Below are 22,696 nucleotides of genomic sequence, written 5' to 3'. Positions count from 1 at the left end.
GCCCTGCCTGCGGCAGGGCGGCTGACGCTCCGTCCGCTGCGCTACCGGAGCGGTGGGGGCTGCGCCCCCCCCAGGCGGTGCCTTCGCTGCGCTCCGGTCGCCAGGTGGCGCTGCGCCGCCACGAGGAAGCCGGCCCCCGCTGCGCGGGGAGGGGGGCTCAACGGGCCTGCGGCCCGAGCGGCAGCAAGGGGTGGGCTGGCCTGATTCTGGGTCAGCGTCTACGGGACCAGGTGCTCCCGATTCCCGCAACGTGCAGGGCCAATGCGGTCAGCCCCAGGAGCATCACGTTGACTGATGAGAACGTGTGATTGGTGCTGATTTCGGCCGCGTTGATGAGGAACGATATGAAGAACAGCACTGCCGCGACTATGCCGAGCATGACGAGCCCCTCTGATAGAAAGTGAAGCCCGTATGCCCGGCCGTCGCCCCCACAGGCATGGGTGGCGCTTCCGAAGTGGTCTTCCTACTCGTGCGCAGGCAGGCTGACGGATCCTCAGGCGTGGACGTGGCGGGTGCTCGCCGCCCTGTGCGAGGCGGCGTGATGTGCGGGCCGGCCTGTCGGGGGGACTGAGAGGCGCCGCAGGGACAGGCCGGCGGTGGCGAGGAGAGCGGTGAAGACGGCCAGGAGGAGGACGGACACCCACATCTGCCGGCTCCCGGGTGCCTGCCAGCCGGTCCAGGTGGCGGATGCCGCCCACAGCAGGACGCCCGCGGTGTAGAAGGAGCGGACGCGGTGCAGCTGCCGCACGGTCCGCAGGAACTGGATGCGTTCGGTCTTTGGTGCCATGCGGGGCCGTGTACCCCGATGTGCCACGACCATCAGGGCGGAAGGAATCTTGTGTTGGGCTTTCCGAGGAGTCTCACACGTCTGTATCTCAATGTGATGCAGCATGTAGCATTGGCGTAATTCAGGGACGCCCGGTGGGGAGCGGTTTGCGTGTTGATCTACGAGTATCTTCCGCATGAGCTTGCCCGGCTCGGGGTGGTGGCTAAAGCTGCCGGACTCGATCACCGTCGGATAGCCGCTCAGGTATGCGTGGCTCGGGAACGGGCCTGGAGGGCGAGGACGGCCCCGTCCGAACCGCATCCCGTGAGCGAGGTGTTCATCGCGGCGTTGCGGCGCCTTCAGTGGGAGCGGATCGCCGGTCTCATGGAGAAGGAGCGGATGGCCGCGTACGTGCCCTCCCGCGACTCGCGTGGCATCCGCTACGAAACGCAGCGTCTGTAGCGGCTGATGGCAGAGGTGGCCGAGGCCGAGCGGTCAGGTGTCGCGGCTCCGGAAATCCGGCGGCACCGCGTCTACCGGATCGAGGCCCGGCTCACCGCCGGCAGTCCCAGCCCGGACATGCCTGCTCCCGCCGTCCACTTGATGGCGGCATCATCCGGTGAAGCGGCCACGAGAGCCTGGGCCATCCGCGGAAGAGACGGCGGCCTCTACGGACGCGGTGGATACCGGATCACTTCTGTCCAACAAGTCCTTCCCGAACCGGGAGAAGCCTTTTGATCCAGCTCCGAGAACACCAAGTGGAACAGAAATCAAGTTTCCGGAAATGGGTTGGATTCCCTGCAAGATCGTCCGTGCCGCCGGAGGGTGCGCGGGGCACGATCGTGTCCGCGCCCGGATCGGGCAAGACGATCACCGCCGCCGCATGCGCGCTGGAATGCTTCCCCAGCGGCCGGATCCTCGTCACCGTGCCGACCCTGGACCTTCTCGTGCAGACCGCCCAGGCGTGGCGGGCGGTGGGACACCGCTCCCCCATGGTCGCGGTGTGCTCGCTGGAGAACGACTCGGTGCTGAACGAGTTGGGGGTGCGCACCACTACGAACCCGATCCAGCTGGCCCTGTGGGCCGGGTCCGGACCGGTCATCGTGTTCGCCACGTACGCCTCTCTCGTGGACCGTGAGGACATCGACGCACCCGTGGGCCACCGGAAGGTTCGCGGGCCGCTGGAGGCCGCCCTGGCGGGCGGGGAGCGGCTGTATGGCCAGCAGATGGCAGGCTTCGACATCGTCATCGTCGACGAGGCCCACGGAACTGCCGGTGATCTTGGTCGGCCGTGGGCGGCGATCCACGACAACGCCCGCATCCCGGCGGACTTCCGGCTCTACCTCACCGCGACGCCTCGCATCCTGGCCGCGCCCCGGCCGCAGAAAGGCGCGGACGGCCAGGAGGCGGAGATCGCGACCATGGCCGACGACCCGGGCGGCACGTACGGCGCGTGGCTCGCGGAGCTCGGTCTGAGCGAGGCGATCGAGCGCGAAATCCTTGCGGGATTTGAGATCGACGTGCTGGAGATCCGCGACCCCTCGCCCGTGCTCGGGGAGTCGGAGGAGGCGCGGCGGGGCCGGCGTCTGGCGCTGTTGCAGACCGCGCTCCTGGAGCACGCCGCCGCGTACAACCTGCGCACTGTGATGACGTTCCATCAGAAGGTCGAGGAGGCGGCGGCTTTCGCGGAGAAGATGCCGGAGACGGCCGCGGAGCTGTACGTCAACGACGCGTCCGCCGACGACCTGGCGGCCGCGGATCGGCTCCCCGCGTCGTCGATCGACGCAGAGTTCTACGAGCTCGAGCCTGGCCGCCACGTACCCCCGGGCCGGGTCTGGTCAGCGTGGCTGTGCGGCGACCACCTCGTCTCCGAACGACGCGAGGTGCTCCGGCAGTTCGCTAACGGCATCGACGCGGCCGGCCGCCGGGTCCACCGCGCGTTCCTCGCCAGCGTTCGCGTGCTCGGGGAAGGCGTCGACATCACCGGCGAGCGGGGCGTGGAGGCCGTGTGCTTCGCCGACACCCGCGGCTCGCAGGTGGAGATCGTGCAGAACATCGGCCGCGCGCTCCGCCTGAACCGGGATGGCAGCACGAAGGTTGCCAGGGTCATCGTGCCGGTGTTCCTCCAGTGCGGCGAGGACCCGACCGACATGGTCGCCTCCGCCTCGTTCGCACCCCTCGTGGCCGTCCTCCAGGGTTTGCGCTCGCACTCGGAACGCCTTGTCGAACAACTCGCCAGCCGGGCGCTGAGCAGCGGGCGGCGTCACGTGCATGTGAAGCGGGACGCGGGCGGGCGGATCATCGGCACAACGGCTGAAGGGGAGGGTGGCCAGGACGAGACCGAGGGCGCGGTGGAGTCAGCGCTGCTGCACTTCTCCAGCGCGAGGGACGCGGCGACGATCGCGGCGTTCTTGCGCACCCGGGTGTACCGGCCGGAGTCCCTGGTGTGGCTGGAGGGCTATCAGGCCCTGCTGCGCTGGCGGAAGGACAACCACATCGCCGGGCTGCACGCGGTCCCGTACGACACCGAGACGGAGGTCGGCGTCACCAAGGCGTTCCCGCTGGGGCGGTGGGTTCACCAGCAGCGGCGCGTGTACCGTGCGGGCGGACTCGATCCCCACCGCAAGTCGTTGCTCGACGAGGCCGGGATGGTGTGGGAGCCCGGCGACGAAGCCTGGGAGAACAGACTTGCAGCTCTGCGCTCCTTCCACCGCGCCCATGGTCACCTCGCCCCTCGGCGTGACGCCGTCTGGGGTGAGGTTGACAGTGAACTGGTCCCGGTCGGGGAGCACATGGCCAATATCCGGCGCAAGGACGGCCTCGGCAAGAACCCGCAGCGCGCGACAGCCCGCGCCGCACAGCTCGCGCAGATCGACCCGGACTGGAACTGCCCCTGGCCGCTGGACTGGCAGCGCCACTACCGCGTCCTCGCCGACCTCGCCGCCGACGAACCCGACGGCGTCCTGCCCGACATCGCCCCCGGTGTCCTCTACGAAGGCGATGACCTCGGCAAATGGCTTCGGCGGCAACGCCGCAGCTGGACGGAGCTCTCCAGGGAACAGCATCAACGGCTGACGGCACTGGGCATCATGCCGCTTGAGGCGCCGTCTCCTGTCCCGGCGGCCACGCGTGCGACGAAGGGATCGAGCAAAGCACAGCAGGCCTTCCAACGCGGTCTCGCCGCCCTCGCGCAATGGGTGGAGCGGGAAGGCGCCCACCGGCCCGTGCCCCGCGGCCACACTGAAGACATCGCGATCGGCAGCGAGACGGAACCGGTGACCGTCAAGCTGGGCGTATGGGCATCGAACACCCGCGCGAGGCGAGACAGGCTCACGCGGGAGCAGCAGGATGCGCTGCGGGAACTGGGCATCGAATGGGTTTGAAAGGAGAACTGAGAAGTGCTTGGGTCCCCGCGGGAGTGCTTCGGACCAGTGCTCCATGGCGCTTTCGGCGAGAAAACGGACGAGTCTGAGGTCAGCGGAGAGATCCCTTGCTTCCCGGCTGTACGGGGCCAGGAGCCGCTGGCCCTTGCGGCCGCCTCCTTCCTTCGTGTGCACGATCCTGTTCCTGATGCCGTACACGCGCGTGGAAACGTCCATTCGATAGTCGTCTCCACCTCGCGGGCCACCGGACGAGTCGGGCTGGAGGACTTGGACATCCTGGATGGCCTGTGGATTGCTCAGTGTCGTGAACAGGTCGCTGTCGCGCGGGAGGCCCGCCACTGCGCCGTAGTCGCAGCGGTAGCGATAACGGCGTCGAGCGCGTTCTGCTCGCTGCCCAGTCGATTGGCTGTTTGGGGGCGCGGAAACGGTGACGTCGCCTGTCCTGGCGCGGTAACGCCTTGGGCGGCACCAGCCAAGGCGACGGCTTTCGGCGTGTAGAGGTCCAGCACCTGGTAGTACTACTTCAGGTATCGCTCGACGGGGTGACGTGCCTCTGTGTTCCCCGCACCGTACAACTGTGCAGGGTGTGGGTGGTACCGCCGCCGGGGGAGTCTGACCTTCCCCGAGTGTGCCTGGCCCTTGCGGCTGTCCAGTCGGTCCTCGGAATTCCACAGACGCAGCGACGCTCCTGTCGCCTTTCCCGGAGCGAAGGGGTGCGAAGTGCCGTAGTCGACCAGCTCCTGTTCCGCCTCGGCTGCGTTGCGGGCGGTAACCCCCGTGAAGTCGAGAGCCAGTGAGATGAAGCCTCCGCTGCGCGGACCGTAGAGCAGGCGCAGGTCCCGGGAGGCGGCCAGTAGTCGCATGGTGGGGGCGGGGCCGGCCGCCGAGGCTGTCGCCTCGCTCACAGGGAAGGCTCCAACCTCGGCCAGCAGCCCCGGCCACGTCGCGGCCGGGGCTGTCCGGGTCGACGGCCTTGTTCTGCCGAGGGAGCAGTCCGTGCCAGTGCGCCGTAGAACTGGTCGTTATCACCGGCGGGACGAGCCCTGATCACACACTCTCTGATCACATTCTCCTGCGGGTGCCACACCACGTGACGGCCGGGCAGGAGGACTCCCAAGCGGAGGAGCGAGTGAAGTCGTCAGCTGTCCGGCCGACCGCAGCCGCACGCGGAGTCCGCCGGGTCCAATGAGGACGACACGCGCACGTGTTGCGGCCCCCGCTGCCTGTTCCAGTCGATGTGCACGTCAGTACGCCCGTGCACGGGGTTTCTCAGGCTTTCGACCGCCTCCCGGTAAGTTCCAGGGGGCTGCGTCAGCCACTCCCCATCAAGATCGTCCTCCCGAGGGTCTTCCTCGTAGGGTGAGATGTCTTCCGCCCAGGACCGCTCTGGTCAGGATGTGGCAGGCCGGTGCATGTGGGCTACGGAATCGTAAGGACCGATGGCGGCGGGGGATCTTCTGCGCCGCCGTATAGGCCGTGGTCGCGTCACTCGCCCCGCTCTATCCGACGATGGGTCAGAGGTCGAACTCCAGGTGCTCGATGTCGGTGAAGCGGACCTCTTCCAGGCTGCCGGCGCGGCGGCCGCCGTCCTGGAAGTACACCTCCTTGAGCGCCTCAGCGGCGAGCTCCCGCAGCCGCTGCTCGGTGGCGCCCTGCTCCTGAGCCTCGAAGAGGCGGGCGGCGTAGCGGGGCGGCAGGGCGACGGTCAGGTGCCGGATGCGGTCCTGGTCCGTCGACCCGATCGGCGCGGTGTAGCCGAGCCGGGCGCGGGTGTCGATCACGATGCCGCCCGTGGTGGCCGCGGTCTGCTTGGCCTTGGCCCGGATCTGCGGCTGCCAGCGGGCCTTCACCTCGCGCTCCAGGCGCGCTGCGAGGTCCGGACGGGGTTTCTTGATCTGGTCCTTCACGTACCGCTCCACGGTGCGCTGGGAGATCCGCAGCATCTGGGCGACCGCCTTGGTGCCCTTGAGCTGCTTGACCAGGTACCGCATCTGCGCACCCGCGCTCTTGGGCGCCGGGCGGGTGAACGCCTTGTGCACCGCGGCCTCCAGGCCGTCCCCGAACAGGGTCATCGTGGCCCTCTCCTACTCTTCATTGTCGATGTCGGTGACGGAGCCGTCCTTGATGTAGCGGGCGAGGTTGAGCTCGGGGGTGTGGAACCGCTCGCGGACTTCCTCGCCCCACAGGACGCTCTGGGTGCCCTCGTGCTTGACCAGGCCCGGGTTGATGCCGAGCTTGAAGCCGCCCGGCAGCGGCTTGCCGTCCCGGTAGGGCAGGAAGTCCAGCGGGCTTTGGCCGTCGGCCGCGTAGACGGCGCAGTCGGAGAGGATCGCGACCGGGTACTGCCCCGTGAACGCCGCGTGCTTGACGATCTTCCGGTGCAGGTTGATCCGCGTGCGGGAGATCACCGCCGCGCGGATGTCCGGCCGCCAGGTCGGGCGGGACAGCGCGCGCCACGGCTGCCCGGGCTTCCAGCCCTCGCCCCGGGGCCGCTCGCGCAGCTTGCCCAGGCCGCCCTTGACCGTCGCCTTGATTGCCGAGACGACGATCGCCAGCTCCGGGTCACGGCTGCGGTAGCCGTCCATCGCCGCGAGGAAGCCGGCCGGCTCCATGTCCGCGTCGACACCGAGGTCGGCCATCGTGGCGAGGAAGGCGTCGCGTAGGCGGTTGTACCAGGCGTCCAGGTAGCGGCCGTTGTCGTACCGCACCCAGGCCTCGATCGGGCGCACCTCGTAGCCGAGTTCCACCGCGTACGCCACTGTCGGCGTGGCGTACCAGGCCGGGCCCTGCGGTTGCTCGCCCTTCGGTGTGAACGGGCTGGGCATAAGACTCGCGTCCAGGTCCGCCCACTTGTCCTTGCCGACCTTCACCCTCGACAGGTCGACGTGGGAGAGGTCGGCCAGCCAGGAGCCGGGCAGCTTCGCATCGAACACCGGAGCCTTCAGGTGCGTCGGAGCGCCGAGGCCGACGGTCAGGCCGTTGGCTCCGGCGGCGAAGGCCATGTTCACGTCGATGCCGACCAGGTGCCGCTTGGTGCATTCGGCGTCGGTGAGCGGGCGTGCCCAGTCGTACGCCTCCTCGAACAGCTTTTCCTCCGGGCCGCGGACGTGGAACCGGGGCAGGTTCTTGAGGAGCGGGTGTCCGTCGGGGGCTTCGCACGGTGCGCAGTCCACCGGGTCCTTGCCCAGACTGCCGGGGTTGTGCTCGGAATGCCGCTTGCCGTCGGCGTCGGGCTCGGAGGCGCGGGTCGGCGGGTGCAGCGCGGTCATCAGCTCCAGGCCCGTGACAGCGGTCGAACCGCGCGGGGTCATCACCCGGGCCGCGTAGACGCCCAGCACCCGGGCGAGCTCCGCCGGCGGGAGCTGAGCGGCCTCGCCCCAGTGGCGGGAGTCCAGCGCGTTCCACGACGGGATGCACAGCTGCACACAGGCCCGCTCCGAACCCGTGGCAGGGCGGTAGATCCGCGCCCACGGCCCGAACCCGCGCTTCGTCAGCTTCCACTCCGCGCGGACCAGCTGCTTGATGGCCTTGTGGCCCTCCGGAATCCGCCCTGCCAGACGCTCCTCCTGCGTGAGGGTGGTGGGCAGGCCGTAACGCTCGAGCGCGGTCTCGGTGAGCACGAGCAGCGGGTCGGCGTCCTTGCCTGGCCCGGACAGCTTCGGCGCCCCGAGCTTCGCCTCCTTCAGCGTCCACTCCACCAGGGACGGCAGGGACTTGGCGGGCACGTCCAGGACCAGGCCGCCGGTGCAGTACGCCAGGACTTGGCCGTCGGCGTCGACGTCAATGACGGCGAGCGGTCCGTTCTCGAACCGCGCGTCGGTGCCACCCGCCGGGGTTTTGGCCGGGGCCGCCTTCTTCGCGACCGGACGGCGCGCCGCCGGCGACGGCCTGGCGGGGGGCGCCGGACGCGGCGCAGCAGCCGGAGCCGGGGCGAGGGGGGCAGAGGTCGGAGCCGGGGCGAGGGGGGCAGAGGACGGAGCCGGGGCGAGGGGGGCAGAGGTCTGGGTGTTCCCGGTCGCAGTCATGGCCGCAGCCTCGGCGAGCGGCGCTGCGGCGGCCGGGACTTCCCGAGCGGGGGCGGCCTTGCTGGTGGACGTCTCGGGCACCGCCGTGTCCTGCTCGGGTGCGGCGGCGTTGGCGGGGGCCGGGTAGAGCTCCGCGAGCTGCTTGAGCATCCGCGCATACGCGTCACGCTCCGGCGGCCTGGGCTCGGTCTTGCCGGCCTCCCAGCCGCTGACGGTCGCCCGCCGAACGTCCAGGGCTGAAGCCACTTCGTCCAGCGTCAGGCCGTGCGCCTGGCGCAGCCGCCTACGTTCCGCCGGCGGCGGCAGCACAGACCGGGACGCGACCAGCGCATCGACCCGATCGAACAACTCCGACATGCAACACCTCCTGAGCACCACACTAGCCCACGAACCGTACGGATAGCGCACGTTTTCCGCACGTAATTGCGTACGACCTGCGTGCGGCAGGCGTTGATGCTGCGTGACCGGCACGGGCGGTGGGTGGACGGTCTCCCAGCCGCTGACCGTCGCCCGCCGCACCCGCAAGGCTTCAGCCGCCTCGTCCAGCGTCAGGCTGCGCCAGGCGCGGCCGCCTGCGCTCTCCGGCGGCGGCGACAACGGGAACGGGAACGGGAACGGGAACGGGAGCGGGACGCAATGAGCACGCCGACCGCGTCGGGCAGCTCGGACAGGTGGGCACCTTCTGTCCCGCAACCCTGGCGTGAAGCGCACATTTCGCGTACGGAACACGTACGGGTGGCGTCATGGCGGTGGGGGGGCACGGTTGCTCCCGGAAAGGCGTCCGCAGGCCTGGGTTGCTGCAGGCTCTTCAGCCGAGCCCCTGCGGTGGTGTCCTGGCTGCGCCTGAACTGACCGGGGAGAGCGGGTGGGTGTGAGAGGTCCGGGAGAGCCGGCGGCCGCCGTGCACCAGTCACCGCGGGGGCCAGAACGCTCGGGGGCAGGCATGGGTGAGATCGACGAAAGGCTCGAACGAGCGTTGCTGACCCGTCCCGTTCCCGCCGGTGACACCGCTGTGCGTTTCCTGCTCAAGACGGAGAAGGGCTCCACGAAGAACGTGGCTGTCCTCCTGGGGCTCTCCCAGCGCACGGTACAGAAGTGGGTCACCACCCGGCCGGGAGTGCGTCGGCGTCCCAGTACTGTGCATGCGGGGTTGATCGATGAGGCCGTCAGGGCACGGTGGCAGCCCCCGGTGCGCGCCCGCCGAAGGGCCCGGGCCGAGGCCGACGGGTCTGTCCTCCACACCAGGGCGCGGTTCGGATTCGCCGCACCGGCAGGCTCGTCGCACGATCCGCGGGTACGGCTGATCACCCAGTACCTGCCGGGAGAAGTGGCCCGCGAACTGTTCGCCGCCCGGGATGCCGGCGGAGGCGAGCAGCAGCAGATGGTGATCCTCGCCCGGGCGCGGGTGCATGCCTGCTCCCGGGACGGAGGCCTGCGTGCCCACGGTCCCGGGATCGCCTTCACCCAAGTGGAGTTCGCCGAGTTCTCCATCGACTGACCATGCACCAGGGTCCGGGCTCAGCGCGCCGGGGGGGATCTGATGCCGTGTCAGCATCGCGTCGCAGTGCCGGGCTCCCTTGCGTTCGCGCCAGTCCCACTGGATACGGCCCGTGCGCTGGCCGGCGGGCGGCTGGGGCGGGCGGACCCTGGCGCCCCCGGCCACGCGCAGCAGATGGGCGCGGTCGCGGGGGCCGGCCGACAGATGCTGGTCCTGGCCGGGCACGAGCCGGGCGAAGCACACGACGGCCTTCAGGAAGACGCGCGCCCACGGCGCCACCCCGTGCGAGGCGCAGCCGTCGGTGCAGCCGTCGGTGCAGCGAGCGGTCGTACAGGGCCAGGGTGGCCGCGGCATCGCGTAGCCGCCGGGGCGGGCGGTGGCGAGCTGCTGGAGCGAGGCGCCGGTGAAGAGCGCGGCAGCAACGGCGGCCAGGCGGGGACGGGCGGGGACGGGCGGTCGCGGCGGCCAGGCGCCGGGCAGCTTTCCGGGCCGTCTGCCCGGTGAGAGGTGCGGGTGGCGGCCGCTGCCGGAAGACGATCGGCGGCGGTGCGCACGGGGCGGTACAGGGGATGGGGCTGCCGTAGGAGACGAGGCGGTCCAGCGCGGGCAGGGTGAGCCACCGGCCGGCCGGCCGGGCGGGACCGTCAGCAGGCGGGGGTATGGGAGCGATCGTGCCGCAGCAGTGGCAGCGGGCGGCCTCGAAGTCGTCGGTGAAGGTGTCATCGACCGCCTGCAGGGCCTGGCTCAGGGCGGCCGGCAGGTGCGGGCGGCGGCAGACCACAGTCAGATGGATGCCGGTGAGAACGCGCAAGTGCAGGAGGCGCATCGTGCGGCGGGCGGTGACCACGGACGCATCGGGCAGGTCGACGTACTGGTAGGCGGCCGCGGTCACCAGGCGTCCGCGTCTTCAGCAGGGTCTGCGGCCCGTGCGGGCGGGCAGTTGGGGCAGGTTCCGACGGGGCGGGAGCAGCCCGGCCGGGCGCGGTCCGGGTGGCGAGGGAGGGCGGGGTGCGCCAATCGGCCGGGGGCGCGGCGGACGGGATGAGGGCAGCGCCCCCGACGGCAGCCCGAGCGCTTCACCCAGCGAGGCCCGCAACCGCGGCAGACCAGGCGCCACGCCGGCCACCGCCCGCCACACCGGCACCCGGCCGGGCAGAAGATGCAACGCCTGCTCGACGGCGACCGTCCTCCCCAGACCTGTGTCCCCGCATACCCAGCACATCCCGCGTGCCGCGACCGTATGCCCCACAGCCTCCGCCACACCGGCCACCTGCCGAGTGGACACCAGCCGGGCCCCCGGCACATACAACCGCACACCGCCGCCCCGCACCCCCGCATCCACGGCGCCCTCCGGCACCGGCACGCCGGCAAGCGGCCCGTCGGCAACAAGCGGACCACCCGCCCCGTCCACGAGCCCCACATCCGCCAGCGCCCGGTCATACCGGCTCGGCTCCAGCCCCACCCCGGCCCCCGCCGGACGAGCCACTTCAAGAACCCGGCCCGCCCCCAGATCCCGCTCGATCACCCGGTGCAACGTCGGCAGCGAGGGCACACACTCCGCACCCCACCCCTCCAACACCCCCTCTTCCAGGACCCGGAGCACCCTGCACCGCAACGCCGCGACGTTCCCGCCCCCCTCCGCGAAGACCTCCCACAAGGCGTCACTCAGCAAGAACCCGTCCTGCCGCGGCCGCACCTCGACATGGCCCCCGGCGTCCATCGCCCAGCCACCGCCACCGCCACCGTCCGCTCCGACACACCCCCCAGCTCAGCCGCGATCCCCACAGGCAACCGCGACAGCGTCCCCTCCCCATCCACCGCAAGAAGTCGCCGTACCACCACGCCCCGCGCCACCAGCGCACCCCCGGCCAGCACACCAGCAACCGATCCCGCCCCAGCCCCACCCGCCGGACCCCCCTTTCGCGGATGAGCAGCCGAATGAGCGAGCTGAGCCTGCGGGTTCACCGGACCGACTCCACCGATGCCCGACCAGCCCACGCACGACTCGCGAACCGAAAAGCTCAGCCTGCCCGGGGAGCGCCTGCAGGACCGGCCCCGTATCAGCCGAGTCCGACCAGTTCGGCGATCGCCCCGCCGAGGACCCGATCGCATACTTCGCCCGGGCTGGTGACCCGTTCCACCAGGACCCGGGCCAGGACCGGGTCGCCGTACGGTGCGTCCGAGCCGAACAGGATCCGGTCCGGGACCCCCTTGATAGCCACCCCGACCGCGAAGACGATGCTGGCCGTGGACAGCTCCAGATACATACTCGGAATGTCCCCCACCAGTTCAAGAGCCTGCATCCAGTGCTGTCCTCCCAACTGGCTCACCACCAGCGGAACGCCGTGGTACCAGCGGCCCAGCGCGGCCAGCATTGCCAGATCCTCCGCAGTGCTCGGCGCCGACCCGTACACGACCACGGGCAGCCACCCCAGGTCGGCCGCCGCCTGGAGGACCGGCTCGACCAGCTCCGCCCCTCCCAGCGGCGGTGCCAGCTCCCCGACCCCGCCCAGTCCGCGCCCGACCACCTCCTGCACCACGACCACGGCTGTCTCCTGCGACCCCAGACCCAGCGGCACCGACAGAAAGCCGACGAACCGGTCCGGCAGCGCGCCAAGCACGGCGTCCAGCTCCCCCCACGCCCCCCGGTACCCCGTTTTCTTCTTCGCGGTCCTGCAAGAGGGCCGCGAAGAAGAAAACGGGGGCGTCCCCGTCGGCCACGGCGCCGGGCCCGGCAAGGGGAGGAACACCGCCGAACACCGTCGGCCGCCTGACCGGCGAGCTCAGGCGTGGCGGGGCCTCGCGGCCCGCTGCGCCACGGCCCCGGAGAGCCGCCTCGCCGGGCTTCGCCCGCGCGCCCCGGTGATCCGGGTCGACGTCCGTGCCCGAACCAGACCCGGGAGCCGCGCAGGTCGTCGAGGGGTGCAGCGTGCCGGGACGGCGGTGGCGGGCTCCCGGCGGCGGCCGCCTTCCCGGATGCCAGGGGTTTCGGTGGCCCGCTGCCGCCCGGGGCGTGGGGATCGTGCGCCCCCGTCGCGGTGCCGGCCCGCGGCTCAGGCGAGGGCGGTGGCCAGCAGGGCGAAGGCGGCGATGATGACGGCGACGCGGACGTAGTGGAAGCGGTCCCAGCGGTTCATCTGCTCCTTCCAGTCCTCGGGCCGGTTCTCGAGGGTCCACGTCTTGCTCCGGTTGTTGATCGGGACGAGCAGCAGGAGCGACATGATCACGCTGAGGATCAGCAACGCGCCGGCGGTGACGACGAGGCCGGCGCCGGCGCGGTGCCATCCGGCGACGGCCCAGACCGCGACGAGGACGAGCGAGCCGATGTACCAGAACGGCATCAGGGCCCCGAGCATCCGGCCCCCGTGGGCGCGGCCGAGCTGGCCGCTGTCCTCGGGGAGGGCGTTGAGGATCGGGTTGATGACGAAGGCGACGGAGAACTCCACCCCCACCATCACGCCGACGGCCACGGTGGTGAAGATCTCGAGTGCGTTGAGCATGATGACCCCTTCCGGGATCTAGCGCCGCTAGATGATGAGGCAACGCTAGTACTGCTGCCGCTCGATTGTCTAGCGGTGCTAGGATCGGATCATGTCGGTACAGGAACGCAAGGAGCGCGAACGGGCGGACCGCGAACGTCTCATCGTGGCGACGGCCCGCGAACTCGCCGAGCGGCAGGGCTGGGACGCGGTCACCACCCGCCGGCTCGCCGAGCTCATCGAGTACAGCCAGCCCGTCCTCTACAGCCACTTCCGCGGCAAACGCGAGATCATCGGCGCCGTCGCCCTGGAAGGCGCCGCCGAGATGGCCGCGGCGCTCAGGAACGCGGCCGGTGCCGCCGACGGCCCCCGCACCCGGGTCACCGCCCTGGCCCGCGCCTACCTCGACTTCGCCAAACGCCACCCGGCGGTCTACGACGCCATGTTCCAGCTCGACGGCGGCCTGGCGTTCGCGCACGAGGACACCCCAGAGCCGCTGAAGGACGCCTTCGCCGCCCTGCTGGAAAACCTCGGCGACGCCGCCGGGGACGGCGTCCACCCGGGACTGTTCACCGAGGTGTTCTGGGCGGCCCTGCACGGGCTGGCCACCCTGACCCGGGCGGGACGGCTGCCGCCGGAGAATGCCGCCTACAGGACGGAACTCCTGGTGGACCGACTCGCCCTGCTCTGACACCCCGTCCGGAACGGCACGCAGCCGGGGCCCCCAGACCCCGCTGCCCGCCCGCGGCAACGCCCACGGCCGACTGCGCCCGCGGCGCGAGCCCACCTCGCCGGGCCCCGCACCCCGAACGGGCGCCCACCCCCGCACGCCGCGGCGCCCACCGCACACGACCGCAGCGCCCACCGCACACGACCCGGTACCCGCCCCGGGCAGGCCAGCATGCCGCCCTCCCCTCCAGGGCCTCGTGGACCCGGTCGGCAGCCATGACATCACCGGCGGCCGGTTCCGCCCGGTAAACGTCCGGTCCCCCGGCATCCGCACAGCCTCTCGCCGCAGCCGAGGGCCCGCCCGGCCCACGCAGTCCAAAACACGCCGGGCCAGCCGCGCCACGCGCTGGCCACCGCAGCGGCTATACGAGTGAACACCCCGCTCTCTGCGGCGTGCTCAGCCCCCGCATCGCTGACGGTTCGGCTAGGCGTACCACATGGCGACTGATCACTCCTTGACACCCCAGGTAGCCGGTCCGGCCCGGGTGGAAGCCGCCCCGCTGCCGTCAATCCTCGCTGCGAGGCTTGACGATGTATCGGATGGGCATCCCAGCACCGACGATTTTCCAGGCAGATCTCATGGCGTCCTGTCCAGCCATCCGATGGTAGGGCCAGTGGCCATACAGACCGTGCCAATGGCCGCGGGCCGCATTTGGCTCACTACATCGCTCGGTCTCGAGGGTGGGCATGGCGGGGACGAATGATGCCGCTGGTCGGGTGATCGCCGGGCGCTACCGGCTAGTGCACTACCTCGGTGCCGGCGGCATGGGCCGTGTGTGGCTGGCCCATGACGAGGAGTTGGCGTGCGAGGTCGCGGTTAAGGAGATCGCCGTACCGCAGGAGATTCCAGAGCAGGAGCTGAATGCCCGCATCGCCAGAGCTCGAGTCGAGGCGCGACACTCCGCTCTGCTGCGCGGGAACCTCCATGTAGTGACGGTGTATGACTGCGTCGTCGACGCCGGCCTGCCGTGGATCATCATGGAGTACGTACCCGGAGCACGGGACCTGGAGGCGGTCATCCGCGGCAGCGGGCCCCTGTCACCGAGCGACACAGCCAGGCTCGGCTTGGCCCTGCTCGAAGCCCTCAAGGCAGGACACCAGTTGGGCATCTTGCATCGGGACGTCAAGCCCTCCAATATCCTGCTCACCATCCCCGAGCCCCAAGCCCCCGACTCTGCTCAACTCGGAAGGATCCTGCTCAGCGACTACGGCATCTCGCTCCAACAACACGTCGACGAACCACGGCTCACCGCTGCTTCCGGAATCGTCGGAACCCCCGCCTACCTCGCACCGGAACGCGCACGAGGCGCAGAGCCGACACCGGAATCAGACCTGTTCTCCCTCGGCGCTACGCTCTATTACGCCGTCGAAGGTCACGGCCCCTTCGACCGCAGCTCTTACGTGGCCACACTCACCGCACTGCTCACCGAGGAGCCCACACCTCTCTCCCGTGCCGGCGACCTGGCGCCCGTGTTGTTGAAGCTCCTTGCCAAAGACCCCGCGTACCGACTATCAGCCGACGACGCAGCCCCCCTTCTCCGCGAGCTCACGACCGAGGCCTGCCGAGCCCCGCAGCAGACCGTCACGGAGACGCCGCGCTCCATCAAGCAACCGTCAACTCCCGAGCTTCCGCCTCGCCCTCCACAACCGGCGGCGCCCGCACCGGCTCCTCCGCCTCATCCGTCGCGTAAGGTCCGCCGCAACACCGCCCTGACCGCTGCCGCGTTGCTCGTTGTGGGGCTGGGAGCGTGGGCACTGGTGGCCGGTCTCAGCGGCCCCCACAGATCCTCCCCCAGCCCGACTTCGACCGGCCCAGTGATGCCCTACGGAGAGGCCGTCGGGCTGACCCGGGAACTGCGCCCCGGCGACTGCGTCAATGCTGAATGGGGCGAAGAGAAATTCGTAGGGCCGCCGCCGAGCTTGGGACTAACGGATTGCACCGCTGCCGCCCATGACGGCCAAGTACTCGATTACGATCCGGCAAGCTCTCTGGACGACGCACAAAAACGTGGCAACAGCCGATGCGAACAGCTGCTGTCAGAAACCGTGAACTCGATGGCCGACGCGCAGCCCTATGCGCTCCCGCCCAGCAAGCAAGGCTGGGACAGCGGTGTACATAACACCGCCTGCCTGATCTTCGACAAGACCACAACGCTCTCGGGGAATATCGGCCGATTTCGCAAAATTGGCGACGGTTCGTATCTCGAAACTGGTTCAGTCGGCGACTGCTGGAGCAACAAGGACGACAATTCTTATCTTGCTCAATGCGATGCACCGCACGACGGGCAGGTCGTTGGATACGTTAATCCACCTACGGGTATGACATACCAAAAAGCCAGCACCGATGCGGATACTCTCTGCCAGAACAAGTACAGCTCCGACTACGCGAATACAACAAACGACATTCAAGGCATTATCGGATCGGAAGCGGACTACTGGAAGACCGGCTTCCGATATGTCGAGTGCGAGGTGTATCGACCTGACGGCAAGAAACTTACGTCGAGCGTCGTCACTCAACTGCCGTCCACCCAACCCACATCAGGGTAGGTGCTAAATAGTCAGGCACAGGGCCGCATTCAAGTGTGTGGCACATATGGCCGTGGGTGCGTTGGGTCGGTCGACTGTTTAAGGCGTAGTCGACCACCGGTTGGACCGGGCTGGCCGGCTTCCCGCGCTTGTTCGACACCACACGGATTCACCTTTACCGTCGTAGCGGGAAGTGACTTGCGCTCACAGGGCGTGGTGGAAATTAGCGCATTTACAAGTCATTCGTTAGGATTCTGCTATGGGAGAGCGGTATGGGGTGCCGCTGGCGCCCGACGAACTTGTTCTCGAGACCGACACGGGTTCCACGGTGATGAGCCCGAGCCGGCGTTACCACGTCGGGCGGGATCCGGCCTCTGACATAGCTATTGGTGACGCCCGTGTCTCCTGGCATCACGCGGTGCTGTGCGCCGATGCCGGCCAGTGGACGCTGGTGGATGAGGGCAGCAAGAACGGCACGTACACCGAGGGGCGCCGGGTGCAGGCGTGCGCTGTAGGGCCCGGTAGCGTCCTCCGCTTCGGTAATCCGATCACTGGGCCGCGCGCCGTGCTGACCGCCCGAAACCGGGGATCTCCGGCGACGGGTCGGCTGGAGGGGCCGTCTGCCGTGCAGGAGCCCTCGTCAACGGGAACCTTCCGCACGCCGACGACGGTGCGGCCCCGGCCGAGGCGAACGGTGCGTATCGGCCGTGAGAAAGACAACGACCTCGTCATCGACCAGGACCTGGGCGTGTCGCGCCATCACGCCGAACTACGCGCGCACACCGACGGAACGTACGAGATTGTTGACCTGGGCAGCCACAACGGCACGTTCTTCAACGGTCGTCCGGTCGACCACGCTCTGATCGCCGAGGGGGACATCGTCGGCATCGGCCGCTCTGCGTTCTGTCTGATCGGTGAACAGCTGCGGGAGTACGTCGACACTGGTGAGGTATCGCTCGATGTACAGGACCTGACCGTCTCAGTCGACGGTGGCCGCAGAGCGCTGATCGCCGGGATCTCCTTTTCTGCCGGGGCGAAATGCCTGCTCGCGGTGGTCGGCCCGAGTGGCGCGGGCAAGTCCACCCTCTTGAACGCACTCACCGGGCTGCGCCCCGCCGACCACGGAACCGTCCTGTATGACGGCCGCGACATGTACCGCGACTACGCGGAACTGCGCCAGCGCATCGGTCTCGTCCCGCAGGACGACATCCTGCACACCCAGCTGACCGTGCGCCGGGCCCTCCTCTACGCGGCCGAGCTGCGTTTTCCCCAGGACACCGCCCCGACGGAACGGGAGGCACGGGTCAATGAGGTCATCGGGGAGCTGGGCCTGCAGGAACGCGCCGAGCAGCCCATCCACCGCCTCTCAGGCGGGCAGCGCAAGCGGGTGAGCGTGGCCTTGGAGCTGCTGACGAAGCCGTCTCTGCTCTTCCTCGACGAGCCGACCTCCGGACTCGACCCGGGCATGGACCGGTCCGTCATGGCCATGCTGCGCGGCCTGGCCGACGACGGGCGGACCGTCATCGTGGTCACCCACAGTGTGCTCAGCCTTCTGGTCTGTGACCGGCTGCTCGTTCTCGCCCCCGGCGGCAGGACCGCCTACTACGGACCGCCTGAGGACGCTCTGGGATTCTTCGGCTACTCCGACTGGCCGGAGGCGTTCGAGGCGTTCGAGGCCGAGTGCGGCCGGGACTGGGCCGGAGAGTATCGGCGCTCGCCACAACACTGGCAGTACATCGAGACCGCCGGCGCAGGGCAACTTCCTCGGCAGATTCCAGCGGGTGGGAGCGGGCCCCTTCCGCGGCGCCAGACCTGGACAGCGCAGCTGAGGACATTGGTTCGGCGCTACGCAGCCGTGCTCAAGGCCGACCGCTTTTTCGTTGCGGTCTTGATTGCGCTGCCGTTCGTGATGGGTCTGTTGGCCCGCGGGTTCGCCGGAGAAACCCAGCTGACCCGGGAGTCGGCCACGCGCACGCTGCTCATCCTCTGCGTCGGCGCCGTCCTGACCGGCGCCGCCAACGCGGTGCGCGAACTGGTCAAAGAGCGCGCCATCTATCGGCGAGAACGGGTCGTTGGACTGTCCAGATCCGCTTATGTGATGTCCAAAGTCATCGTCCTCGGCACCATCACGGTGCTGCAGGCCGTCGTGCTCACGCTGGTAGCCCTGTTCGGCATCGGCCTGAACGCGCCCGGCGGTCAGGGGGTACTCATGGCGCCGCTGTGGGAGATCACGCTCGCCGTGGCCCTGCTGGCCTTCACCGCCATGATGCTCGGCCTGTTCATTTCCGCCCTGGTGAATAAGGAAGAGGTGGCCCTGCCGCTGCTGGTCTTCCTCGCCATCGTCCAGGTGGTGCTCTGTGGCACAGTGCTGCCCCTCCACGGCCCTCTCGGGATCGTCGCCTGGCTGGCGCCCTCCCGGTGGGCGGCGGCCGCCATGGCCTCAACCATCGACCTCGCCCGGATCGACCCCACCGCAACTGACGCGCTCTTCCACCACACCGCAAGCACCTGGCTACAGAACACGGGGATACTCATCGTCTTCTCCGCTGTCCTCGGCTACGCCGTCACACGACTTCTGCGCCGCCACGAACCCGCAATCATGCGGAAGTAGGACGGGCGCGGGAGGCCGCTGCCTTCCTCCCGGACCGAACTCGTCCGCATGCCTCGTCGAGGGCGTCTCGTACAGCGGGCGCCTGGGCGCTCATCTCGGCCCGGTCAGCGGACCGGTGGACGTCGACCACCCCGACCGCAGTGCGCTGAAACTCCACGACGGCGACCGACCGTCGCGGAGGTCGGCGGCCTCGACATCGACGCGCACCTCGCCTACCTGTCGGCGTGCTCGACCGCGCAGGGCACCAGCCGCCTGATGGGCGAGGCACTGCGTCTCGCGACGGCGTTCCAGCTCGCCGAGTTGCGCCACGTGGTCGGCACCCTGTGGCCGGTGTCGGACGAGGCGGCCTACGCGTTCGCGGACCACGCCTACACGGCGCTTGCCGAACACCCCTTCGAGGTCGCCCAGTCCGTGCACACGGCGGCCCGGCGACTCCGGGCCTCGTTCCGCGCGCCGCTCCTGTGGGCGTCCCACATCCACCTCGGCCCGGCGAACGACGGCTCGGTAGAGGTCAGCCAGGTGCCGTCGTGACGACGGCACGGTCACGGGTGGCGGTGCCGGTACCGGAGGGCTCGCGGCAGCGGTGAGCGTCACACCCCCGTCCGGCCCGGCCGTGCCGCGCGAGCTCGCGGGTCGCTTCCACTCCGAATACACCCGCTACACCGCAGTGAGGGCCCGCCCACGACACGCCCTGCCCCGGCGGAGCGCTCACGTGCGCTGATCGAGTGAGAGTCGATGAAGGCAGCGGTTACGAGCCACACCCGTTCTATATCTTTTGAGAGATTTCATGAAATATGCGGCCTAAATGCGTTGCCCGGGGATTCCCGTCGACTGTCTACGAGAGGGCACCATGCCAGGAGCGCGCAAGGGCGCCGGGCGTTTGATCGCCGGACGCTACCGGCTGCGTCGCCAGCTTGGCAGGGGCGGCATGGGGCGTGTGTGGCTCGCCTACGACCAGGAGCTCGCCTGCGAAGTCGCCATCAAGGAAATCGCCCTGCCTCCGGATGTCCCTGAGGCGGAGGTGAGCGGCAGGATCGCCCGGGCCCGCGGCGAGGCACGGCATGCCGTGCGGCTGCGGGACCACCCCCATGTGATCACCGTGCACGACATCGTGGAGGACTCGGGCCTGCCGTGGATCGTCATGGCCTTCGTCCCCGGTGCAACCGACCTGGAGGCGGTGGTGCGTGCCCACGGGCCGCTGCCGCCCCACGAGGTCGCGCGGATCGGGCTGGCGGTCCTGGACGCCCTGTGGGAAGGCCACCGTCTCGGCGTCCTGCACCGAGACGTCAAACCGGCCAACATCCTCCTGACGTGCCCCGGATCACAGCCCGAGCAGTGCACGGAAGGCGGCAAGGTCCTGCTGACCGACTACGGCATCGCACTGGAACCGGGCTCCGGCGAACCACGCCTGACCACCGCGACGGGGATCATCGGGACACCGCGCTTCCTGGCCCCCGAACGCGTCCGCGGCCAGGACCCCACCCCGGCCTCCGATCTGTTCGGGCTCGGCGCCACCCTGTACTTCGCAACCGAAGGAACCGGCCCCTTCGACCGCCCAACCGACTACGCCTCACTCGCCGCCCTGCTCCTCGAAGACCCAGCACCACCCCGCCGTGCAGCGGGCCTGACACCCGTTCTCCTCGGACTGCTAGCCAAGGACCCCGCCCGGCGAATGAACGCTGACGAGGCCGCACGCCAGCTTTCCACCGTCGCCGCCGAGTCTCATCCTCAACCTGCGCCCCAGACGACTCGCCAGGTGAGACAGCCGGCGCCCGGGCACACCGCCCCTTCGAAGGGACAGGCGCCCGAGCAGCCGACTCCAGCCGCCGACCCACATCCGGCGGCCGCCACGCGCACCCAGCCAGCCACCACGCCCGCCCGGGCCGAAGCACGGGACCCGGCCGGTCGGGCCCCCGAGACACGCCCGGAAACAGCAGAGGTATCCAAGCCTTCCCCGCGCCCGCCAAGGACCAGACGCCGACGAGCCTGGCTCATTACCGGGGCGACGATCGCAGTGTTGGCCGCAGCGGGCGGCGGCATCTACCTGGCGCAGTCCCGGTCCACGAGACCCAAGCAAGCCGCAATTGCGTACTCCTTGGACACGATCCCGGTCGGCGAAGGCCCCGAAGGCGTTGCCGTCTCCCCGGACGGACTCCGCCTCTATGTGACCAATACAGCCGGGAACTCAGTCTCGGTGATCAATACCGCTACGAACCAGGCTGAGGGCGCCCCCATCCCTGCCAATCACCCAGAAGGCGTGGCGGTGTCCCCGGACGGACAGCAGGCCTACGTAGCCCAACCTGGCGGGGTATCAACGATCGACACCATCACGAACCACACCGTGGGTAAAACCCTACCCGCCAACGGCCTGCTCATGGGGCTGACCGTGAGCCCGGACGGACAGCAGGCCTACGTAGCCGCTGAGACCTCGGCCTCAATGTGGGTGATCGACACCGCCACCAACCGCGTCACCCCCATTCCCCTGAGCAGCGACACGGAGGGGGTCGCGGTGTCCCCGGACGGAAGCCGCGTCTACGCGACCTACGTCCGGTCGACATCCATCGCGGTGATCGACACCTCCACGAACGGTACTGCGGGCGGCCCCATCCCCCTCAAGTGGAGTTCACAGGCAGTGGCAGTGTCCCCAGACGGACACCAGGCGTACGCAACGCACTACGGACACGATTCAGTGTCGGTGATCGACACGGCCACGAACCGCACCGAGGGCAACCCCATCCCCGTCGGTAAAGGCCCTGCAGGCGTGGCGACATCCCCGGACGGAAACCGGGTGTACGTAACCAACTACAAGGCAAACGCGGTGTCCGTCATCGACACCGCCACGAACCGCACCGTTGGCAACCCCATCCCCGTCGGCAGCCAACCGAAAGGAATCGCGGTATCCCCCGACGGACGTCAGGTCTACGTCACCAACGTGGGTTCAGACTCGGTAACAGTGATCACGTTCTCGTGACAAAGACGTCTTCGAGAGACGGCGCCTACTGGAGATTCCCGGCGGCCACGGTCGACGTTCGAGTACCGGGGGCTACGTGCCCGCCGGCCGTGATCACGATCGCGTTTTGGCCCTGCTCGACGGCGAGGTGAATCTTGGTGGTCAGCTCGCCCCGGGAGCGCCCGAGGCCATGGTCGGCCGGTTCGAGGGCCCTGCCGCCGGGCGGTTCCCTTTGCAGGTCCCCCTTTTCGCCGCCCCGGCCGCGTGCTGGTGGGCCCGGCAGACGGTGGGTCGACGTTCACCTCCCAGGTGATCAGCCCCTTCGCAGCGGCCTCTGCCTGGAGTTGGGTGACGATCCTCGCCCAGGTGCCGTCCCGCTGCCAGCGCCGGAACAGGTCATAGACCCGGTCCCAGGGGCCATAGCGTTCGGGCACGTCACGCCAGGGCGCGCCGGTCCGGGTCCGCCAACGGATGCCGTTTATCAACTGCCGTCGCGTCCACACCGGCGGACGGCCGGGATTGATGCCCCTCGGCAACAACGGGGCCAGCCGGGCCCACTGGCTACTCGTCAGATCCCCGCGCCCCGTACGACGTGATCATTCACAACCAAGATCCACTTCCGCAACAGGCCTAGTAGGACTCCGTTAGGTCTTCCTATCGGTGCTGATCACGAGCATGTTGGATGTGTGGACGCACACGAAGTGAGCCGGGTCCGGGCCAAGTTGGCGT

The 22,696-nt window shown here is 69.4% G+C and carries 16 protein-coding genes; 8 read left to right on the top strand and 8 right to left on the bottom strand.

All coding sequences use genetic code 11. From position 1 onward, the window contains the following. Positions 1 to 211: 211 nt before the first annotated feature. Both AB0N16_RS41155 and AB0N16_RS41150 read right to left on the bottom strand, forming a co-directional pair. On the bottom strand, positions 212 to 379 hold the full coding sequence (locus AB0N16_RS41155; RefSeq protein ID WP_365805959.1) for a hypothetical protein: 168 nt from the start codon (positions 377 to 379) through the stop codon (positions 212 to 214). A gap of 114 nt (positions 380 to 493) precedes the next feature. Continuing rightward, complete coding sequence (locus tag AB0N16_RS41150; RefSeq protein WP_365805958.1) at positions 494 to 787, bottom strand: hypothetical protein; 294 nt, start codon at positions 785 to 787, stop codon at positions 494 to 496. A 303-nt stretch (positions 788 to 1,090) separates the two neighbouring features. Here AB0N16_RS41150 and AB0N16_RS41145 point away from each other — a divergent pair, with 303 nt between their 5' ends. Together AB0N16_RS41145 and AB0N16_RS41140 are read left to right on the top strand one after the other, a co-directional pair. Next, on the top strand, positions 1,091 to 1,228 hold the full coding sequence (locus AB0N16_RS41145) for a hypothetical protein (protein WP_365805957.1): 138 nt from the start codon (positions 1,091 to 1,093) through the stop codon (positions 1,226 to 1,228). Positions 1,229 to 1,500: 272 nt separating this feature from the next. Beyond that, positions 1,501 to 4,149 (top strand): Helicase associated domain protein, encoded by a 2,649-nt coding sequence (locus tag AB0N16_RS41140; RefSeq protein WP_365805956.1) that lies wholly within the window; start codon positions 1,501 to 1,503, stop codon positions 4,147 to 4,149. Between the two features lie 518 nt (positions 4,150 to 4,667). On the opposite strand, the gene AB0N16_RS41135 is transcribed toward AB0N16_RS41140, so the two are convergent. The 3 genes from AB0N16_RS41135 to AB0N16_RS41125 all read right to left on the bottom strand — a co-directional run bounded on the left by AB0N16_RS41135 (position 4,668) and on the right by AB0N16_RS41125 (position 8,531). Continuing rightward, a complete protein-coding gene (locus AB0N16_RS41135) occupies positions 4,668 to 5,054 on the bottom strand; it encodes a hypothetical protein (protein ID WP_365805955.1) in 387 nt (128 codons plus the stop codon). 609 nt (positions 5,055 to 5,663) lie between these two features. Next, on the bottom strand, positions 5,664 to 6,221 hold the full coding sequence (locus AB0N16_RS41130) for an XRE family transcriptional regulator (RefSeq protein WP_365805954.1): 558 nt from the start codon (positions 6,219 to 6,221) through the stop codon (positions 5,664 to 5,666). A gap of 12 nt (positions 6,222 to 6,233) precedes the next feature. Further along, positions 6,234 to 8,531, bottom strand: a complete 2,298-nt coding sequence (locus AB0N16_RS41125; RefSeq protein WP_365805953.1) for a helix-turn-helix transcriptional regulator — start codon at positions 8,529 to 8,531, stop codon at positions 6,234 to 6,236. Between the two features lie 586 nt (positions 8,532 to 9,117). On the opposite strand from AB0N16_RS41125, the gene AB0N16_RS41120 reads away from it, so the two are divergent. After that, positions 9,118 to 9,672, top strand: a complete 555-nt coding sequence (locus tag AB0N16_RS41120) for an XRE family transcriptional regulator (protein WP_365805952.1) — start codon at positions 9,118 to 9,120, stop codon at positions 9,670 to 9,672. Between the two features lie 2,060 nt (positions 9,673 to 11,732). Here AB0N16_RS41120 and AB0N16_RS41115 read toward each other — a convergent pair. Together AB0N16_RS41115 and AB0N16_RS41110 are read right to left on the bottom strand one after the other, a co-directional pair. Continuing rightward, entirely contained in the window at positions 11,733 to 12,422 is a 690-nt protein-coding gene (locus AB0N16_RS41115; protein ID WP_365805951.1) for an amidohydrolase family protein, read from the bottom strand. Between the two features lie 303 nt (positions 12,423 to 12,725). Then, positions 12,726 to 13,172 carry a DUF1772 domain-containing protein gene (locus tag AB0N16_RS41110; RefSeq protein WP_365805950.1) on the bottom strand — a complete coding sequence of 149 codons (447 nt, stop codon included), beginning with the start codon at positions 13,170 to 13,172 and terminating at the stop codon, positions 12,726 to 12,728. Between the two features lie 91 nt (positions 13,173 to 13,263). Between AB0N16_RS41110 and AB0N16_RS41105 the strand changes: the two genes are divergently transcribed. The 5 genes from AB0N16_RS41105 to AB0N16_RS41085 all read left to right on the top strand — a co-directional run bounded on the left by AB0N16_RS41105 (position 13,264) and on the right by AB0N16_RS41085 (position 21,988). Next, complete coding sequence (locus tag AB0N16_RS41105) at positions 13,264 to 13,842, top strand: TetR/AcrR family transcriptional regulator (RefSeq protein WP_365805949.1); 579 nt, start codon at positions 13,264 to 13,266, stop codon at positions 13,840 to 13,842. A 725-nt stretch (positions 13,843 to 14,567) separates the two neighbouring features. Next, positions 14,568 to 16,427, top strand: a complete 1,860-nt coding sequence (locus AB0N16_RS41100) for a serine/threonine-protein kinase (RefSeq protein WP_365805948.1) — start codon at positions 14,568 to 14,570, stop codon at positions 16,425 to 16,427. Between the two features lie 238 nt (positions 16,428 to 16,665). Then, the gene (locus AB0N16_RS41095) at positions 16,666 to 19,017 is read left to right on the top strand and encodes an FHA domain-containing protein (RefSeq protein ID WP_365805947.1); all 2,352 of its coding nucleotides are present in this window, start codon (positions 16,666 to 16,668) and stop codon (positions 19,015 to 19,017) included. A 48-nt stretch (positions 19,018 to 19,065) separates the two neighbouring features. After that, complete coding sequence (locus AB0N16_RS41090) at positions 19,066 to 19,548, top strand: CHAT domain-containing protein (RefSeq protein WP_365805946.1); 483 nt, start codon at positions 19,066 to 19,068, stop codon at positions 19,546 to 19,548. Positions 19,549 to 19,867: 319 nt separating this feature from the next. Further along, the gene (locus AB0N16_RS41085; protein WP_365805945.1) at positions 19,868 to 21,988 is read left to right on the top strand and encodes a protein kinase; all 2,121 of its coding nucleotides are present in this window, start codon (positions 19,868 to 19,870) and stop codon (positions 21,986 to 21,988) included. Here AB0N16_RS41085 and AB0N16_RS41080 read toward each other — a convergent pair. Continuing rightward, entirely contained in the window at positions 21,937 to 22,503 is a 567-nt protein-coding gene (locus AB0N16_RS41080; RefSeq protein WP_365805960.1) for a transposase, read from the bottom strand. The two genes, AB0N16_RS41085 and AB0N16_RS41080, sit on opposite strands and share 52 nt — an antisense overlap. Positions 22,504 to 22,696: the final 193 nt, after the last annotated feature.

Origin of the sequence: Streptomyces sp. NPDC051105, from assembly GCF_040682795.1 — a bacterium.
Taxonomy (GTDB): domain Bacteria; phylum Actinomycetota; class Actinomycetes; order Streptomycetales; family Streptomycetaceae; genus Streptomyces.
The sequence above is the reverse complement of the archived record's forward strand: the minus strand, read 5'-3'. Positions and strand labels throughout refer to the sequence as shown.

Bases quoted from the DNA above. Each gene is read 5' to 3' on its own strand.
- AB0N16_RS41130 (WP_365805954.1), bottom strand. From the start codon at position 6,221: ATGACCCTGTTCGGGGACGGCCTGGAGGCCGCGGTGCACAAGGCGTTC.
- AB0N16_RS41150 (WP_365805958.1), bottom strand. From the start codon at position 787: ATGGCACCAAAGACCGAACGCATCCAGTTCCTGCGGACCGTGCGGCAG.
- AB0N16_RS41085 (WP_365805945.1), top strand. From the start codon at position 19,868: ATGCCAGGAGCGCGCAAGGGCGCCGGGCGTTTGATCGCCGGACGCTAC.
- AB0N16_RS41125 (WP_365805953.1), bottom strand. From the start codon at position 8,531: ATGTCGGAGTTGTTCGATCGGGTCGATGCGCTGGTCGCGTCCCGGTCT.
- AB0N16_RS41105 (WP_365805949.1), top strand. From the start codon at position 13,264: ATGTCGGTACAGGAACGCAAGGAGCGCGAACGGGCGGACCGCGAACGT.
- AB0N16_RS41110 (WP_365805950.1), bottom strand. From the start codon at position 13,172: ATGCTCAACGCACTCGAGATCTTCACCACCGTGGCCGTCGGCGTGATG.
- AB0N16_RS41100 (WP_365805948.1), top strand. From the start codon at position 14,568: ATGGCGGGGACGAATGATGCCGCTGGTCGGGTGATCGCCGGGCGCTAC.
- AB0N16_RS41120 (WP_365805952.1), top strand. From the start codon at position 9,118: ATGGGTGAGATCGACGAAAGGCTCGAACGAGCGTTGCTGACCCGTCCC.
- AB0N16_RS41155 (WP_365805959.1), bottom strand. From the start codon at position 379: ATGCTCGGCATAGTCGCGGCAGTGCTGTTCTTCATATCGTTCCTCATC.
- AB0N16_RS41090 (WP_365805946.1), top strand. From the start codon at position 19,066: ATGCCTCGTCGAGGGCGTCTCGTACAGCGGGCGCCTGGGCGCTCATCT.
- AB0N16_RS41095 (WP_365805947.1), top strand. From the start codon at position 16,666: ATGGGAGAGCGGTATGGGGTGCCGCTGGCGCCCGACGAACTTGTTCTC.